We start from the raw sequence: 15,902 nt of genomic DNA on the forward strand, positions 1-15,902 counted from the left end.
TTAATCGATTTGGGGGCTTTTATTTTATTGGCAGAATTAAGTTTTTGTAGAAATATGTCGTGCTACACAATGTTCCATTCGGGAAGAGCGCATAATTTGGGATATCGCCGACTTTCGTCCAGCCACATTTTTGATACATAATATAAGCCGGGCTATCGGTTACAGTATCTAGTACCAATAGTGTCTTATTTAGATCAATAGCTATATTTTCAATGTGTTGAAGTAAATTTTGTGCAATGCCCATTCTTCGAAAGTCAGTATGGACTAACATTTTGGCTACATCTGCACGATGTATTTGATTTGAGGGGAGGTCGATTTGGAGTTGAACGGTTCCTGCGATTCGATGCGTAGAAGCATCTTTTGCAATAATCAATATTGTTTTTTGCTGCTTGACCTTGTTCAGTACTTCAGTCCAAAATCTTTTTGCCTGCTCAACTGTTAGATCTTCCATAAAGCCTACAGAGGCACCTCCTTGGACAATATTAAAAGTCAGGTCTACTAATTCAGAAATTAAGGTAATGCTGGATTCGTTGACTTCTTCAACGACAAAATCTGTATTGGAAATAGGTGAGGAACTCATGTGTTTGATTGCGGATGAGATATAGAAAAGGAATTGATCGCTGTGTTATGTAAGAAAAGACATTCTGCTAATGATCGGCTTGGCTCTTCTGGTGAGAATTATAGTTAAAAATCGTTACTCGTTGCGGGTGAATGCATAATAGATGACGTATAACCAACCGAGTATCCCATGAATTAAAGCCCATAGTATGGATTTGTTGCGATCCCATGAGGTGACAACGGCAATGACAGAACCCAGCCCAATACCCGATTGGGTGATCGTCTGTGTCGTTGATTTACTTATCTCTTGGCCAAATACAATATCCGAGATGAAAAGAAAGAATATGAATAATGCGAGGTGTTTCATGATGGGTTTATTGAGCTCCTCTTATTTTGAGTTCTTCATTGATTTCTTTTATTCTTTTAAAATTGAGAATAACAATAGGAGATAAGGCGAAGGGAATCGCCATTAGTGCGCTGAATCCTTTGTTAATTGAAGTATAGATCCCCATGCCTAATAGAATAAAGAGCATGGTGGTGAGCATCCATGTAATTACCAGCGCATTTTTTTTGTTGGTTTGAAGCTCTTCGTCAGTCATTCCGTTTAAAGGTCTGTTATTCATATTTCGGTGGTTTATAGTCTCTAAGTTCCGTAATTTTTTTTAAGAAACAAAGAATTTTGCCTTAAATGATGTGTGATTCTTAAATAAATATAGCTTTTTTTTCTGATTTTTTAAAAAATGATTAATTAAATGGCTAATATAGTAGGTTTCGAAGGACCTTTTTTACAATAATGCAGTATAAGGTGATTTTTATGGATTCCCTGTTTAGAAGAGTAGGCTTTTCATCTCTCAAAGAAATAAATAGTTTGTGCAAAGTAAGGATAAGCGTATTGCTTTTTAGCGAGCAGGTTGTACGGAAAATAACGAATCTTAAAACAACGACCACGAATATTAAACGAGACGGATAGGCTGGTTTAAAAAACTGTTATTTGTAAAAAAAATTAAGAAATGAGAATGCTAGCTTTAATCTTTATGCTATTTACCATGTGTTCCTGTAGGGGTAATTTGGATTTGGGGTACAATGAGAAAATGGCTAAGCTCTTTCATAGCTGTCGAGAAAAAATGGATGAGAGCTATGGAAAATTGCTAGAAGGGGAATATGATGTCGATAAATCAGACTATTCCTATCACATGAAATTGAATGAGGCACGCGCTTTGAGTAGTTACATCAAAGGATTAAAATGCGAAGCCTCTCAACTGAAATACAGTAAAACTGCCGAAAGTTTTCACATCGCTTCAGTTGGTTACATGACAGAGATCGTTGATGGATATGGTATTTTATTAATTAAATATATTGATGAACAGAAAAAAGGGACTCGGAAAAGTCTGTTGCGGGAGATTACTGATGAAAAAGAGAAAATTGAAGCCTTAGCTGAGTCGTGTTTAGGACATCAAATAGCCTTCATGAATCAAGCTGGAATAAAAGTAGATAGTCAAACAGGAAAGTAGTTGAAATATATTTTAATTTTATAACCATGTTAATACGAAAAAATATGTGGTATTTGCTTATCATTTTACCTATGATGGCATTGTCCTGTAAGAGCAAAATAGCAGCGCATCAGTCAATACCCCCGTATTCATTAGCTGATACTGTGAAACCCGATTGGTATCGTGAATACTATGGTCGGGTTGTAATGATCGACAATGATTTTGTAACGCAGAAAGATGGCAATTATTTAGTAGATCTTCCTTTGCAGATCGTTCCGGATTCCACTTACGTTTTCTTTTTGAGTACTAAAATTCCAGTGGAGTTACTAAAAAAATCCAATGAATTCTATCCCGATCTTCAACATTTTGTACTGATTGTTCCCGATTGGAAGTTTTATGGTGAAGTCGCCGAAGAAGCTTCGAAAAATGGGATGTGTATAGAACCTGCGACAACCAATTTTTATTATTCCATAAAAAGAGAGGACGGTATGGTTAAAGTCGACAGTCTCCGGCTTTCTGGTCTTGATAACCCTAGATTAGATTTTGTTAAACCAATTTCAGCTAAAGGCATGCTTACAATTTATCGAAGAGACAGTTACGGATCGGTTTGTTGCCCGCGTGACCCGAAATGGGATAATGCAGACAAGGATGAGCTTTTCCTACGTGATTTTGAACACCGCAGTCACCTGAAAGTAACTAAAGGGCGGTATGTGCAGATGGAAGGTAAAGAAGGCGAAAAAAGTATCTATTATACCTTACCGGGATTATCTTCAGCACAGCGATTGGAATTTTTAGCAAATAAATATGCGCAATGGATTGCCAATAAGGATACGGGGACAAGGACGATTATACCACAGTTATTTGCACCACAAATTATACCGATGGTAACTGAGGGCTTTAACAAAATGAAAGAATTACCATAAAGTCAAAAATAGTGCGATTTGGTTCTTTCCGGAACAGCATGTTGTTTTTTTTGATGGAGATAAAGCTATTCTGTTAGCTTTATCTCGAACATTTTATCCCAGTTTTTACCGGTAACAAAGAAGGTGTTTGATCTTTTATTGTAAGCGATACCATTTAATACATCTAAATCCACATGCTGTGTTACATGCTCACGTAATTTGGATAGATCGACTAAAGCCTCCACTGTACCTGTTTTAGGGTCTATTCGTCCAATGACATCCTCCATAAAGAAATTTGCATAGATTTTCCCTTTTACCCATTCCATTTCATTGATTTGATCCACGATGGCCGTGTTCGTTGCTGCACGGATATAATCCACTTTTGAGAAATCATTTGGATTAAGTGTATAGATATAATCAGAACCATTCGACATGAATAAGTTTTTACCGTCAGAAGTTAAGCCCCAACCTTCCATTGGCTGAAAGTAAGGAAGTGTCTTAATAACAGAAAGACTGTTTATATCGTAGAGGTAGGCTAGATTGTTTTTATAGGTTAATTGATATAATTTTCCATTTAGGACGGTAGCACCTTCGCCAAAAATTGAATCATCCAATTCATTTTTTTTGATGGGCTGACCCGTTTTAGGATTAACAATACGGATACTCGATTTCCCCTTATTTCCACTTGGACCAACCCCATTCCCAGTACTTTCGATCAAATTATCACCGTAAAACTCCAGTCCTTGTGTGAAAGCTTTGGCATCATGTGGATAAATATTCACAATGCTATAACTTAGCAAAAGCGGAGGGTTAGAGGCGAATAGATCGATGTTGACCGAATTTTCTTCTCGCTTTCCATTACTAAATACGACAGCTTTAATAATTTGCTTACCAAATTTCTCCTGTTTTAATGAATAATTGAAGGGCTCATTTCCGACGACCTGGCCAATCTTTTTATCGTTTATAGCGTAAATAACAGAGTCTATTTTGGATGTGTTTTTGCTATACATCTTTAATATCAGATCCTCACCCCGCGTATAGTGCTGTTTAATATTGTCAAAGGTAAATGTCGGATTTTCATCAGCATGTTCGGACTGGGAACTTAAAGTTGTATTGGTATTGTTGCTTTTATTTCCGGTACAACTGCCCAAAATGGCGCCAATAATGAAACAAATGAGGTACGATTTTTTTTGCATTGATATAGTGTGCTTGATTAATTATCCACTAATAAACTAGAAAACAAGTTGCTTAAAAATAGCTGTTGCTGTACTACTTGTTTCTCAAACTTAGATAAATTGTTTTTTATATGCAATTCAATTGCAGACCAATACAAAGGATAATTCGTCTATGAAAGAAAAAATGAACCATTGCATGCTGCTCGATTGTTATAAGGGTATGGAAAAATCATATTTTACTGGAACGAGCGGTATCCTTTTACCTTACAAGAATAAAAGTTATTATCCTGAGGAGTTACAGGATAAAAGTCGATTGGCTGTATACAGTTTACTATTTAACTCATTGGAAGTAAACAGTTCTTTTTATAAAATTCCCAGAGAAGAAACAGTCAGAAGATGGTCCGAAGAGACGACCGATGATTTTCGTTTCACCTTTAAACTATGGAAGGGAATTACGCATCAAAAAGAACTTAAGTTTGATCCACAGGATGTCGCTAGATTTCTATCTGTTATTGACGCTATCGGCCAAAAGAAAGGGTGCTTGCTCATACAATTACCACCATCTTTTAAATTTGCTTCTATTGGAATGCTTGTTGAACTGCTGGATTGTATTGCCCAGGATAAGAGAAGTGAAAAATGGCAGGTATGTGTAGAATTTAGGGACCTTTCCTGGTATAGAGAAGAAACTTTCGAACTTTTAAAATCCTATGAAATGCATCTGGTTATTCATGATAAGGATATGCAAGGTATGCGTCTTCAATATGCGGATGCAAAGATAATCTATATGCGCTTTCATGGCCCAAATGGTGACTATAAGGGAAGCTATTCGGACAGCCTATTGTTGGAATACAGTACCTATATTAACGAATGGATTGCAGCGGGAAAAGAAGTCTATACTTATTTTAATAATACAATAGGAGCGGCACTTCCTAATCTAAAGACATTAGCCTCGTATATCACTGCGAACAAAATATTTCCTGCTTAAAAGGTGTCTTTTTTTAAAGTACACTGCCACGGATATATTCATTTCCCATATAGCCGTCCCAGCCTTCATGTTCACGCATAATCCGCTGATAAGCAGTGGTCAATGCTTGAGTTTTCGTAAATAAGGGAATACCTCTCCGGATGCAGTCGTGATCAGCGTAAGTCCCAGCATTATCGTGCCATTGTAGCCAAGCAAGTAATTCTTGTCTTTTCATCAGCATTAATCTATCGAATAGTGTCTTATCTTTTAAGTTCATGAGCTGATAACGCCAATCTGTGCGATGCGATTCCATAGCTAGAATTTTTGGAAGCTGATGCGCTATGATCTGTTTAATAAAAGACTCCATAATCTGAAATTTTAGTTGTTAAAGATGAGTTGTGCGTGTGTATTCGAAAAGGCATTGTATCTTCTTTTCATGTGGATGCGCAGGATTTCTTTATGGATATACGCGACAGCCTTTAATTTGGAAAGCTGCTGCACGCCATTTTCAATACATTTACGATCGGTATAGTTTCCTTTTGGATCATGCCATTGTAGCCAATCAAGGAGTATTTCTCTTTCTAGATTCTCGAGTCTCTGATGTAAGCCGATTAATTCACTTTCCCGGAGTTGTTCTCGCCAGTCAGACCAGATCGGACCTGACACCATCCCTCGCTTCTCTTTGAATTTATTTTCCATATTTTACGTCGAATTTGAAGATCTAAAATTTGTTAGATGACTAGCTTACTGATAATAGCATTGCCAAGTTTACTTTTCATAAATAACTCAATTTGTTTCAGCAATTCTGGACTTACTTCGGGGACTCTTTCTAAATCTCGTATAAACCACTTCTGAATGACAGGTGTTTGTTTGGAACGTTGGTCAAATTTAACCACTTCAGCCCGTGATGATTTTCCAGCCGGATCGTAGTATGACCATAGTACAATGAAAATCGTATTTGGATCCTCATCGGGATGGGGGGTATGAAAGCGAACGATGTCACCTACGTGTAAATCCTTATTGTCATATGCTGCGCTGTGTTCCATAAAAGCATTGTCTAAAACTGATATTCAAATATACTAAAAATATTAGTATAAAAAAGTTTTTGCTAAAAATTTTATACTTCATCTAACAGGCTGTTGTTTTTTTATAGTTGGAGGCATGTCTTAGTGATTTGTGCTTTTACTTCGATTTTATTGTTTTTATGAATCTGAATTTCAGTTCCTTTTCTTGTGGGTAGAAAAGATGGACAAATATAAAGGGGAACTATTCGAAGGGAATTTTGTGAAGGCTGCGCATAGAATAATAGCTAGGTGAAAAGTAGATGTGTCAGCGCGAGTTTTATGCTTAAGAATTTCACTTGTTGTAACATTTTTTTCAAAATTTCGGTAATTTGACCTTAAAGACATAAAATGGCAACTCTACCTTGTCAGCTCCCTTATTCCATTGCGGGTCTTTAAAGAGCTGTGCACAAGAGAAATAGAGGTGTCCATCTCCGCTGATACCCATAGAATCGGGCCATAGTATTCGGGAGTCCCTTACCAGGGTATTCACATTTCCCTCAGGATTTAAATATTTAATACTATAATCTATTGACGATGTGAGATAAATATTTCCATCAATGTCTGCTAGTAAGCCATGCGTGATTCCGACTTCTCCTTTGTCTTCCACTTTTGCCTCCAATTCTTGATCCGTCAGCCCTGCGTCGGCTAAAAATTCTGTTGCAATACAGTACAAATGGGTCTGATTGATGGCTTTGAAATATAAATATTTAAAGTCGTGACTCAATGCTATGCCATTCACGTTGGAAGAAAAAGGCTTTCCATTTTCACTACGCATTTCAATACCATTATAGCTTAATAATACATCAGGATCAGCCAGCGTAAAACGGCTTCCAGTTAAAGCCTTTCTAGTCAGTCCAGTTTTAAGGTCTAAAATAATGATGGCCGCTTGGCCGGGATCGGAGAGATAGGCTAAATTTCGCTTGTGATCAATACGCATATCATTTAGACCTGATTTGGTTTTATCAAGGTCGTCGAAACGATAAATATGTTCAATTTGATTTGTATTTGTATTGATTTTTAATAATTTAAACTGGCCTTGATTTGATTTTTCATCTTTGCCAAAAATTGATCCAGCAGCAGATGGTTTAGAATCCAATACCCAGAGATTGTCCTCGGTATCGACAAATATATCCTGAACATTTACAAAGTGGGAATTCTCTTTTCCTTCTAAATTCCATTCTTCATTTGGATAAGGAACAGGTTTTCCATTGATGATTTCAGTAAGTGCATACTGATAATTTTTAGCTTGTTTTGGGAAGGAAACAAATAATCGATTGTTGGAGCTAGCGCTCACACCGATCGGACGGTACGGGCCTAAAGCTGCTGCGACCTCCAATTTCGGGGCTGTAGTATCATTAACTTGTGCCAGCATAGTGAGAAAAAAGATGTGACAGAATAAAAAACTTAATATGAGCCGTGTTCGCATATTCTTGTTATAATTTAACCTTACTATATTACTTTGGACTGGTCCCATTAAGCAATAAACAGCGATTTTTTAGTTACGTAAAGAGACCGCGCTCTCATAGAAGAACCTTCTATTCTCAATTATTGTTTGTCCTTTTCTTCAAATAATACTTTTTTACACTGCTCAGCATATCGTGTGTTTCATGTCGATACGAATCCGCTTGGATTTAATTTTCTGAGCGACTAGAAAAGTTGGGATTGGTCTCGGTGATTAAAAGGAGGTGATTTACAAGCAGATTTCTTGCAAGAGCTTTTCAACCTTCTGGGCATGGGTGACTGTCATAAAATGTCCCGCACCCCTAATGATAAAGTTGGGCTTTACATTTTTGATGGGGATAATATGATCTCTACTACCATGTATATGAATTAAATTGTCCGGAACCGAATTGTTTTTCCATTGCAGAATTTGATGTATTGCCCAGTTCATAAAGATGGGGTCTGTATCGTATAAAATCTGTTTTAGCAAGCGGGAATCTTCTTTGTTACGTATGCCAAAAAAGTAATCTGATAGAAAACAATGGAACTTTAGTAACGGACTAGGAACCAGTTTGTTGATTTTGAGTCTGCCTGCTAAGCGATACAGTTTGGGTAATTCATGCCGTCCTTTGGCTGAAGCAAGCAGGATAATTTGTTTTGTTTCGATAATCTTGGCAATTTCTATTGCAAGCATTCCTCCAAAGGAAAGCCCAACGAGGATGGGGTTCTTTGCAGTAATTTTAGTCGATATTCTTTTTGCATAAATAGACAGTGGTTCATTGGGGCTTGGTGTAATCCAATCTAGATAGGTTAGATCAAGCGAGCCAAAGTCTATTTTGCTGAATACACGTTGATCTACACCCAATCCGCTGATGACATATATTTTGGTTGCGGTGATTTTCATTTAATCAAGTGTCTGTATCCATTTGCGGAGACAAGGTACTGAATTATCGTTACAAAACAGGGCAAAAATTGCTTCGAAAGTGAATTTTTGCCCCTGTTTATACTATTGAATAACGTAAATATTAAATAACGTAATTTTAATCCACCTAATCGCTCGAGCTTACTAAGATAAGCTCGCCAAACTCTTCGCTTCAAAAGTCGATAATTCGTTGTATTTTTCGGCTTGCACTTTTTTCACCCAATTCGGATCTTGCAAGATCGCCCTGCCTACAGCTACAAGGTCAAAATCGCCACGTTCGTAACGACGAACCAGTTCATCCAGTGAAGCGGGAGAGGACTTGAACTCCGAATTTGTAAATACATCGCCAAAATCTTTGTCAAGACCTACGGATCCAACCGTGATTGTGGGTTGTCCTGAAATTTTTTTGAGCCATCCAGCGAAATTTAAGTCGCTACCTTCAAATTCCGGCTCCCAATAACGACGTTGGCTTCCATGAAAAATGTCGACACCGGCATCTGTCAATGGTAGGATCCAGTCTTCCATCGCTGCGGGGGTGGGAGCAAGCTTGGCTGTGTAGTCTTGCTGCTTCCATTGTGATAGACGTAGAATGATTACAAAATCAGGTCCAACCGCTTTTCGCATTGCTTTGACGACCTCAACCGCAAATTTAGAGCGCTCCTTAATTGTTTTTCCACCAAATTCGTCTGTTCTGTGGTTCATTCCTTCCCAGAAAAATTGGTCGATCAGATAGCCATGGGCGCCATGGATTTCAAAAGCATCAAAACCGAGGTCTTTTGCAGATTTAGCAGCGTCAGCGTAAGCTTGTATCGTGGCCTCTATATCCGCTAATGTCATTGTATCTGGGCTTTCAAACGCAGCGGGCGGAGTCCATTGCATAGGAGTATAACCAACATGCCATAGTTGAGGGGCTATTTTTCCGCCTTTTTCGTGCACTGCATCCACGATATTTTTCCAGCCGGCCAGTGCTTGGTCACCGTAAAAGTTTGGGATATCCTTTAAATTCTTTGATGAAGGTCGTTCGATAACGGTACCTTCCGTCAAAATTAAACCGACATCTCCCGCGGCACGACGCTCGTAATATCCCGCTACAGCGCTGTCGGGAATTCCATCCGTCGAAAATGCTCTCGTCATTGGCGCCATTACAAAGCGGTTTTTGAGTGTTAGATTTTTGTACTCAAATGGATTAAAAAGTGTTTGTATGCTCATTTTTCTCGTTTTAAATCGTGAATCTTCACAAATATATTTTAAATAGTATATATTTGTAACTATTATTAGTATAAACTAGTTACCTTCGCGTAACTATTTTGAATATATTCAAATGAAAAGGACTGAATTTAAAAGTTGTTCCTGTGCCATGCAGCGTTCCATGGCAATTTTAGGTACCCGGTGGAAGCCTGTGATTATCTATACTTTGCGCGATCGAAAAGCCCGATTTGGTCAATTGGATGCGCTCATCGAACATATTTCTCGAAAGGTTTTGACCAGTTCATTAAAAGAATTGGAAGAGGATGGCGTTATTTTGAGAGAAGAGTACAAGGAGCTCCCACCACGCGTAGAGTACTCTTTGACAGAAAAGGGCAAGGCTTTAATACCTATTATGTGCCAATTGGCAAAATGGAATGAAGCCTACTATGAAGAGTCTGTATCACCAGAATTGATCGCGTAGAAATTATAATCTAAATACATCGATCTTGCTTCGCTTTTACGCTATCGCTGCCGAATGGAATAGTATTGTGTCAACCGGTTTGGCCTGTCCGTTTTCTATTGCTTGCCAGCGCGGGACTGTTGATCACAATAAATGAAATTTTCATATTTATTTAAAATTTAAGTAATATTGAATTGTGAAAAACAAGGTAAACCAAGAATTTAGCAAGCAAGATTTTTTAAAATCTTTTCGGGAGGGCAGAAGGGATGGTTTACAGTTTCTGTACAAAACTTTCTATAGTCCAATGTGCTATTTTTTAGAAAAGATGAATCTTGATAAAGGTACCATCGAAGAAATCGTGCAGGATGTATTCTTAAAGCTTTGGGAGCGCCGGATAGATTTTGATCATGTTGAATCAATCCGAGGTTTTCTCTACACAAGTTGTAGAAACGCCGCTTTAAACAGGATCCAACAAGAAAATAGAATTCAACAAAAAACCAATTTTTATACGTCACAGGTCGATCTGGTCGATTTACCGATCAGCCATCAAATGATCTATTTGGAGACGCTTCGAACGATCCATGATGCCATTGATACCCTGCCTGAGCAATGTAAGCAAGTGATGCGTAAGTTGATTGTTGAAGATTTAAGCCCACAGGAAGCAGCGATCTCCTTAGGACTAACCACTAGTACGATTTACAATCAAAAGAAAAGGGGAATTGAACTTTTGAGATTAAGACTCAAGCCTGACCAGTTTTTTTGCCTACTTTTGCTTTTACTCTATTATTAGAAAATTTATACTTCTGATACATAGGTTTTTGTGAAAATATCTACCACCTCTTTAGAGAAACGAAATCAAAATATTGTTTTAAGTATATAGAGCAATATGGAGCAAATACCCCAACATATCATTTATTTACTGAGCAAATCCAAGCTGGAAGGATTGCGCGATGACGAAAAATTACAGTTGGACTTATGGCGGTCCGAAACTGATGCAAATAAGGGGCTATGTGATCTGATTGACAACAAAGATCAAATGCAAGCGGATTTAGACGGGATAGCCCGTTATGATTGGGAGGAATCATTTGCCCTCTTTGAACAAGATTACCTCAATACCTCATACACTAAACCTTTTTATAAACGTATGTTGTCCTATGGTATCGCCGCGGCGTTGATTGGATTACTCGTGTTGTTTTTTATACATAATCTTTCGGATACGGTCTATCAGGAGACTCCGGATAAAGATATTCAACCCGCTCAAATGACAGGGGTAGTACGTCTAGGAAATGGAAATTCAATTTCGATGGCTCCAGCAGATACTTTATTATCGTTTGTATCACCCGTTAAAAATAAAGCGGCACGAGTGAATAATTTATTCGCTGCGACACCCAAGGGTGGGAAAATGACCATGCTATTACCTGATGGAACCAAAGTATGGATGAATGCCAAAACGCAGTTGGATTATTATGAAGTAGATAGTATGCGGGAGGTTCGTTTGGTGGGGGAGGCTTATTTTGAAGTTGCCAAAAAATATTTACCATGGGAAGGTGAGGTTCCAAAACTGAAACCTTTCGTGGTACAAGCAGGGAAGATCAATATCTCCGTATTGGGGACACATTTTTATGTGAAATCAACCAAGAATATAGAAGACTTTAAAACGACATTATACGAAGGTAAAGTTAGGGTTCGACAGGGCGACAGGCAGATTATACTGTTGCCAGGGGAAGAATCGTATATCAAACTCGGTCAAATTGAACGACGAATAATTGATCTTGACGCGCGCAATGCATTGAAAGACGGATATTTCGTGTTCAATTCGGAGACTTTAGGGGGTATTATGGATGAGTTAGCGTCTTGGTATAATGTAGATGTCGTCTATCTCGATAACCAAATAAAATCGGAAAAATTTGAAGCGATGTTGTCTCGTAACAGCAGTCTGAAAGATATCATCAACGTACTGGAGAGTACCGGGAAAATTAAGTTTAAATTTAAAGGAAAGACCATTTATGTAGACAAAACAACCTAAATGAAAAGACGAAACCCTAAACGCTTGCAACATTTAGGGCTTCAGATCAAGTAATTCTAACTGTAACAGAATTTTAATTCTTAACCTAAAACAAATGTATAAAAATTATGCACAACTTGGTCGTGCCCTATACGATCAAACGCAACAAATGAAAAACAGCGATCGCCCAGATATTTGGGGTAGGCCGCAATGGAGGGGAAACATTATGCGCATATCGCTTACAACCATACTAATGTCTTGTTGTCTGCTTCATGTTGGAGCTAAAACGTATGGACAGGACGTATCGATACAGGAGAAATCAGTGTCGTTGAGAAAGGTTTTTTCAGAGATCAATAAGCAGACTGGCTATTCTTATGTATGGGCGGCCACAACTATTGATCCAGATACAAAGGTTAACTTAACCGTTAAAAAAGAATCGTTGGGAAATGCTCTTGGGAAGTTATTGGACGATTTGGATCTCGATTTTGAGATCAAGGGGAAGATTATTGTCGTACACGAAAAATCTCAACAGACTCAACGATCGATCACTAATCAGTTAATGACGGTAAAAGGTTTTATTGTCGATTATAACAACAGACCACTTCAAGGTGCAACGATTCGTGTAAAAGGTGTTCCAAAAGGAACCGTTACAGATCAGCATGGTCATTTTGAAATTAATGGCGTTAGTTTAAATAGCTTTTTGGACATTACCATGGTCGGATTTGCTCCACTTACGATTGCAGCTAAGTCCGATTTGGGTACGATTACCTTAAGAGCCTTGGATGAGCAATTGCAGGAAGTGAACATTACGGTCAATACAGGATACCAAAAAATAAGCAAAGAAAGAGCAGCAGGCTCAATTGCTCAGGTGACAGCCAAAGACATGGAAGGACGGCTTCAACCTAATTTATTGGACCGGATCGATGGATTGTTGCCCGGGCTAAATTTGGTGCGAAATACTTCAAGTCCACAGAATTCGAAAAATAACCTGGGTATCGAGGTTCGTGGACGCTCCACCATCAACGCACAGGCTGCTCCGCTAATCGTTGTTGACGGTATGCCTTTTGAAGGTGACTTAACAGCTATTAATCCCAATGATATTGCTTCCATAACCGTTTTGAAAGATGCTTCGGCAGCCTCCATTTATGGCGTTCGTTCCTCTAACGGTGTTATTGTTATTGCGACAAAAATAGGCTCCGCAGGCAAAACAAAGATTGATTATAGCAATACGCTTTCTTTTAGAGGACTTCCAAGCCGTAGCTACCTCAATCAGATGAGTAGCGCTGAACTGGTCAACTTTCAAAAGGAAATGTTTAATTACCGTTCGGGAGATTATGCAGTTATTGACCCGAGAAAAGCGATGAACGACGTTTATCGAATTTTGTACGATCGCAAAGGTGGAGTAATTTCGGAAGAAGAGATGGAAAAGCGGCTGGATGTATATCGAAATCGTGATCGCTTTAGTCAAATGGATAAATTTCTGAATACGACCCGATTCGATCAGCAGCATAATCTCGCTATTTCGGGCGGATCCGATCGTTATACATACCATTATTCCCTCAATTATACGCAGCCGGGAGATTACAATAAGGGACGGGCGACAAACAAGGAGCTGGGATTTAGTCTGAAAAATAATTTTAAGTTTACCGACTGGTTTAGTTTACGCGCAAATGTATTGGGGAAAAACCAAAATAGAGAGGGTGATATTGGCTTCAATTTCTACGATAACTATATGGGAGGCAAAGCATCCTATTATCTGCTTGAAAATGAGGATTTTTCTCCAGCGCAATGGTATAGTTCAAAATCTCAGTTTGAGATTGATCGCTTGAATGCGCTGGGACTGGAAGATGAGACCTACATTCCTTTAAAGCATGTAGCAGCGATCCACGAAAAGTTCTATAATAAATACCTTAACTTAAATTTTGCTGCAAATTTTAAGATTATCAAAGGACTGGACTTCGATCTGTCCTATCAAAGTGAACGGACCGAAGGGTATAATGGCACATTGAATAGGAAAAATGCCCAATCGGTTGTAGGTATGGTGAATGACGCTACCCAAATCGGAAAGGACGGGGCAATCAAGCGCAATATTCCGCAAGGGGGACAATTTGCTGAACAACGTAATGATGTCAATAGCTATACCTTACGTGGCCAATTTAATTATCAAAATAATATTCAGGGAAAACATGAAATTGTCGCAATCGCCGGTGCTGAACGTAGACAGATCAATAACCGATATACGAATATTTACAAGTATGGTTACGATGAAAATAGCCTAGTCTACAAAGGAATTAATGAAGAGCTTTTTGGTATTCAGATCCAAAACACACAGGCGCTTTTTAATAGCTATACTATTTCGAAAAAAGAGACTGGATTTAAGGATCTAGTCGATAGATTTGTTTCCTTCTATGCCAATGGATCTTATACCTATGATCGTAAGTTGACTTTGAGTGGAAGCATCCGGATGGATCAATCTAATTTGTTTGGAACAAATATCAAAAATCAATACAAACCTCTTTGGTCCATAGGCGCTTTATATCATCTGCCAAGAATTGATTGGGAACCATTAGATCGTTGGTCGGTACGTGCGACTTATGGTGTAAATGGAAATGTCCCAAAGGATAATGGACCATATTTGATTTCGAGGGTGAATAACAATCTGAACTACTTTAACGGTGAAATGCAAGCCTATATTGATTCTCCGCCTAATCCATTGTTGCGATGGGAGCGAACAAAAGTATTCAATGTTGGTTTTGATTTCTCACTATTTAAAGATAGACTTACAGCTACTCTTGATATCTACAATAAGAAAACTTCTGATTTATTGGGGAATACGCCGTTGGATCCAACTTTGGGATGGGATATGGTGTTGCTTAATTATGCTGATATGCAGAATAGCGGGATCGAGTTGGGGCTGAATGGTAAGGTGATTCAACGTGAAAACTTCAGCTGGAACAGCACAGTGAATTTTAGTTACAACAAAAATAAGATTACCAATCTATATGTTGAACAGAATACCCCATACTATTACTATTATGCTCCCCAAAATCGGGTTGGAATCCCAATGGGTAGTTTATATAGCATAGATTATGCGGGATTAAATGATAAGGGACGACCTTTGGCACGAAAGGCTGATGGTAGTCTGGTCGAGACCACGCAAAAATTGACTGTCGATGATTTAATCTATGAAGGTACGACAGTACCTCCCTACACTGTTTCTTTCAGAAATGGATTTAAGTATAAAGATTTGACGCTTTCCTTTATGTTTATTTTCAATGGTGGCCATGTGATGCGGGGAGTTCATCCAGAGTTCTTGAGTAAATACGCGGAGCTTAACTACAATAATAACTTCGACAAATTATGGTTGAACTATTGGAAGAACCCAGGTGATGAAAGTAACCCTGATATTGCTCCCGCATTTGTTTCTGCTGCTTCAGGCAATATTTCCGATATTTTCAATGCTGCACATAAATTTGTTCAGAAGGCTGACTATATTAAATTGCGCGATATTTCATTATCCTACAACCTTCCTGCACAATGGATTGCACCGACAAATCTTTCTTATGTGCGTCTAACAGGACAGGTATTGAATTCATGGCGTTGGGTCGCTAACAAGGATAATCTTGATCCCGAGGTTTGGGCTGGGTATAGTACGGTAACGAGTCCAAGTAGAGGGATACAAGCACCAATAATTTACAATTTAGGTGTATCTGTAGGATTTTAATAAGAAAATA

The 15,902-nt window shown here is 38.4% G+C and carries 17 protein-coding genes; 7 read left to right on the top strand and 10 right to left on the bottom strand.

The genetic code is table 11. From position 1 onward, the window contains the following. Nucleotides 1-19: 19 nt before the first annotated feature. The 3 genes from B4Z90_RS04640 to B4Z90_RS04650 all read right to left on the bottom strand — a co-directional run bounded on the left by B4Z90_RS04640 (nt 20) and on the right by B4Z90_RS04650 (nt 1,181). The gene (locus tag B4Z90_RS04640) at nt 20-580 is read right to left on the bottom strand and encodes a GNAT family N-acetyltransferase (protein WP_083296089.1); all 561 of its coding nucleotides are present in this window, start codon (nt 578-580) and stop codon (nt 20-22) included. Nucleotides 581-694: 114 nt separating this feature from the next. Then, nucleotides 695-925 (bottom strand): hypothetical protein, encoded by a 231-nt coding sequence (locus tag B4Z90_RS04645; protein ID WP_197084131.1) that lies wholly within the window; start codon nt 923-925, stop codon nt 695-697. Nucleotides 926-932: 7 nt separating this feature from the next. Next, nucleotides 933-1,181, bottom strand: coding sequence for a hypothetical protein (locus tag B4Z90_RS04650; RefSeq protein ID WP_046675688.1), 249 nt, complete (start codon nt 1,179-1,181; stop codon nt 933-935). 387 nt (nt 1,182-1,568) lie between these two features. Here B4Z90_RS04650 and B4Z90_RS04655 point away from each other — a divergent pair, with 387 nt between their 5' ends. Next, complete coding sequence (locus tag B4Z90_RS04655) at nt 1,569-2,069, top strand: hypothetical protein (protein ID WP_070569355.1); 501 nt, start codon at nt 1,569-1,571, stop codon at nt 2,067-2,069. Nucleotides 2,070-2,095: 26 nt separating this feature from the next. Further along, nucleotides 2,096-2,971, top strand: coding sequence for a hypothetical protein (locus B4Z90_RS04660; protein WP_139145081.1), 876 nt, complete (start codon nt 2,096-2,098; stop codon nt 2,969-2,971). Between the two features lie 65 nt (nt 2,972-3,036). Here the strand turns inward: B4Z90_RS04660 and B4Z90_RS04665 are convergent, their stop codons facing one another. Then, nucleotides 3,037-4,146, bottom strand: a complete 1,110-nt coding sequence (locus B4Z90_RS04665; RefSeq protein ID WP_070569358.1) for a glutaminyl-peptide cyclotransferase — start codon at nt 4,144-4,146, stop codon at nt 3,037-3,039. A gap of 199 nt (nt 4,147-4,345) precedes the next feature. On the opposite strand from B4Z90_RS04665, the gene B4Z90_RS04670 reads away from it, so the two are divergent. Next, complete coding sequence (locus tag B4Z90_RS04670; protein WP_070569952.1) at nt 4,346-5,110, top strand: DUF72 domain-containing protein; 765 nt, start codon at nt 4,346-4,348, stop codon at nt 5,108-5,110. Nucleotides 5,111-5,123: 13 nt separating this feature from the next. Here the strand turns inward: B4Z90_RS04670 and B4Z90_RS04675 are convergent, their stop codons facing one another. The 6 genes from B4Z90_RS04675 to B4Z90_RS04700 all read right to left on the bottom strand — a co-directional run bounded on the left by B4Z90_RS04675 (nt 5,124) and on the right by B4Z90_RS04700 (nt 9,724). Beyond that, nucleotides 5,124-5,456, bottom strand: a complete 333-nt coding sequence (locus B4Z90_RS04675; protein ID WP_112374357.1) for a hypothetical protein — start codon at nt 5,454-5,456, stop codon at nt 5,124-5,126. Between the two features lie 11 nt (nt 5,457-5,467). Further along, complete coding sequence (locus tag B4Z90_RS04680) at nt 5,468-5,788, bottom strand: hypothetical protein (RefSeq protein ID WP_070569365.1); 321 nt, start codon at nt 5,786-5,788, stop codon at nt 5,468-5,470. 32 nt (nt 5,789-5,820) lie between these two features. After that, nucleotides 5,821-6,135 (bottom strand): hypothetical protein, encoded by a 315-nt coding sequence (locus B4Z90_RS04685; RefSeq protein WP_070569368.1) that lies wholly within the window; start codon nt 6,133-6,135, stop codon nt 5,821-5,823. Nucleotides 6,136-6,466: 331 nt separating this feature from the next. Continuing rightward, complete coding sequence (locus B4Z90_RS04690) at nt 6,467-7,525, bottom strand: SMP-30/gluconolactonase/LRE family protein (RefSeq protein ID WP_286801474.1); 1,059 nt, start codon at nt 7,523-7,525, stop codon at nt 6,467-6,469. A gap of 318 nt (nt 7,526-7,843) precedes the next feature. Continuing rightward, nucleotides 7,844-8,497 carry an alpha/beta fold hydrolase gene (locus tag B4Z90_RS04695; RefSeq protein ID WP_286801476.1) on the bottom strand — a complete coding sequence of 218 codons (654 nt, stop codon included), beginning with the start codon at nt 8,495-8,497 and terminating at the stop codon, nt 7,844-7,846. A gap of 162 nt (nt 8,498-8,659) precedes the next feature. Then, entirely contained in the window at nt 8,660-9,724 is a 1,065-nt protein-coding gene (locus B4Z90_RS04700; protein ID WP_070569377.1) for an NADH:flavin oxidoreductase, read from the bottom strand. Nucleotides 9,725-9,836: 112 nt separating this feature from the next. Between B4Z90_RS04700 and B4Z90_RS04705 the strand changes: the two genes are divergently transcribed. The 4 genes from B4Z90_RS04705 to B4Z90_RS04720 all read left to right on the top strand — a co-directional run bounded on the left by B4Z90_RS04705 (nt 9,837) and on the right by B4Z90_RS04720 (nt 15,892). Beyond that, nucleotides 9,837-10,184 carry a winged helix-turn-helix transcriptional regulator gene (locus tag B4Z90_RS04705; RefSeq protein ID WP_201639446.1) on the top strand — a complete coding sequence of 116 codons (348 nt, stop codon included), beginning with the start codon at nt 9,837-9,839 and terminating at the stop codon, nt 10,182-10,184. A gap of 175 nt (nt 10,185-10,359) precedes the next feature. Next, nucleotides 10,360-10,953 carry an RNA polymerase sigma factor gene (locus B4Z90_RS04710; protein WP_112374354.1) on the top strand — a complete coding sequence of 198 codons (594 nt, stop codon included), beginning with the start codon at nt 10,360-10,362 and terminating at the stop codon, nt 10,951-10,953. A 96-nt stretch (nt 10,954-11,049) separates the two neighbouring features. Next, entirely contained in the window at nt 11,050-12,189 is a 1,140-nt protein-coding gene (locus B4Z90_RS04715; RefSeq protein ID WP_201639444.1) for a FecR family protein, read from the top strand. 94 nt (nt 12,190-12,283) lie between these two features. Then, the gene (locus B4Z90_RS04720) at nt 12,284-15,892 is read left to right on the top strand and encodes a SusC/RagA family TonB-linked outer membrane protein (RefSeq protein ID WP_286801477.1); all 3,609 of its coding nucleotides are present in this window, start codon (nt 12,284-12,286) and stop codon (nt 15,890-15,892) included. The last annotated feature ends 10 nt before the right edge of the window (nt 15,893-15,902 follow it).

Source organism: Sphingobacterium sp. UBA5639, assembly GCF_002421245.1.
Lineage (GTDB): Bacteria > Bacteroidota > Bacteroidia > Sphingobacteriales > Sphingobacteriaceae > Sphingobacterium > Sphingobacterium multivorum.

What these genes read in the sequence shown, in the direction of transcription:
- B4Z90_RS04640 (WP_083296089.1), bottom strand. Translation starts at nt 580, where the DNA reads ATGAGTTCCTCACCTATTTCCAATACAGATTTTGTCGTTGAAGAAGTC.
- B4Z90_RS04645 (WP_197084131.1), bottom strand. Translation starts at nt 925, where the DNA reads ATGAAACACCTCGCATTATTCATATTCTTTCTTTTCATCTCGGATATT.
- B4Z90_RS04650 (WP_046675688.1), bottom strand. Translation starts at nt 1,181, where the DNA reads ATGAATAACAGACCTTTAAACGGAATGACTGACGAAGAGCTTCAAACC.
- B4Z90_RS04655 (WP_070569355.1), top strand. Translation starts at nt 1,569, where the DNA reads ATGAGAATGCTAGCTTTAATCTTTATGCTATTTACCATGTGTTCCTGT.
- B4Z90_RS04660 (WP_139145081.1), top strand. Translation starts at nt 2,096, where the DNA reads ATGTTAATACGAAAAAATATGTGGTATTTGCTTATCATTTTACCTATG.
- B4Z90_RS04665 (WP_070569358.1), bottom strand. Translation starts at nt 4,146, where the DNA reads ATGCAAAAAAAATCGTACCTCATTTGTTTCATTATTGGCGCCATTTTG.
- B4Z90_RS04670 (WP_070569952.1), top strand. Translation starts at nt 4,346, where the DNA reads ATGGAAAAATCATATTTTACTGGAACGAGCGGTATCCTTTTACCTTAC.
- B4Z90_RS04675 (WP_112374357.1), bottom strand. Translation starts at nt 5,456, where the DNA reads ATGGAGTCTTTTATTAAACAGATCATAGCGCATCAGCTTCCAAAAATT.
- B4Z90_RS04680 (WP_070569365.1), bottom strand. Translation starts at nt 5,788, where the DNA reads ATGGAAAATAAATTCAAAGAGAAGCGAGGGATGGTGTCAGGTCCGATC.
- B4Z90_RS04685 (WP_070569368.1), bottom strand. Translation starts at nt 6,135, where the DNA reads ATGGAACACAGCGCAGCATATGACAATAAGGATTTACACGTAGGTGAC.
- B4Z90_RS04690 (WP_286801474.1), bottom strand. Translation starts at nt 7,525, where the DNA reads ATGCTGGCACAAGTTAATGATACTACAGCCCCGAAATTGGAGGTCGCA.
- B4Z90_RS04695 (WP_286801476.1), bottom strand. Translation starts at nt 8,497, where the DNA reads ATGAAAATCACCGCAACCAAAATATATGTCATCAGCGGATTGGGTGTA.
- B4Z90_RS04700 (WP_070569377.1), bottom strand. Translation starts at nt 9,724, where the DNA reads ATGAGCATACAAACACTTTTTAATCCATTTGAGTACAAAAATCTAACA.
- B4Z90_RS04705 (WP_201639446.1), top strand. Translation starts at nt 9,837, where the DNA reads ATGAAAAGGACTGAATTTAAAAGTTGTTCCTGTGCCATGCAGCGTTCC.
- B4Z90_RS04715 (WP_201639444.1), top strand. Translation starts at nt 11,050, where the DNA reads ATGGAGCAAATACCCCAACATATCATTTATTTACTGAGCAAATCCAAG.
- B4Z90_RS04720 (WP_286801477.1), top strand. Translation starts at nt 12,284, where the DNA reads ATGTATAAAAATTATGCACAACTTGGTCGTGCCCTATACGATCAAACG.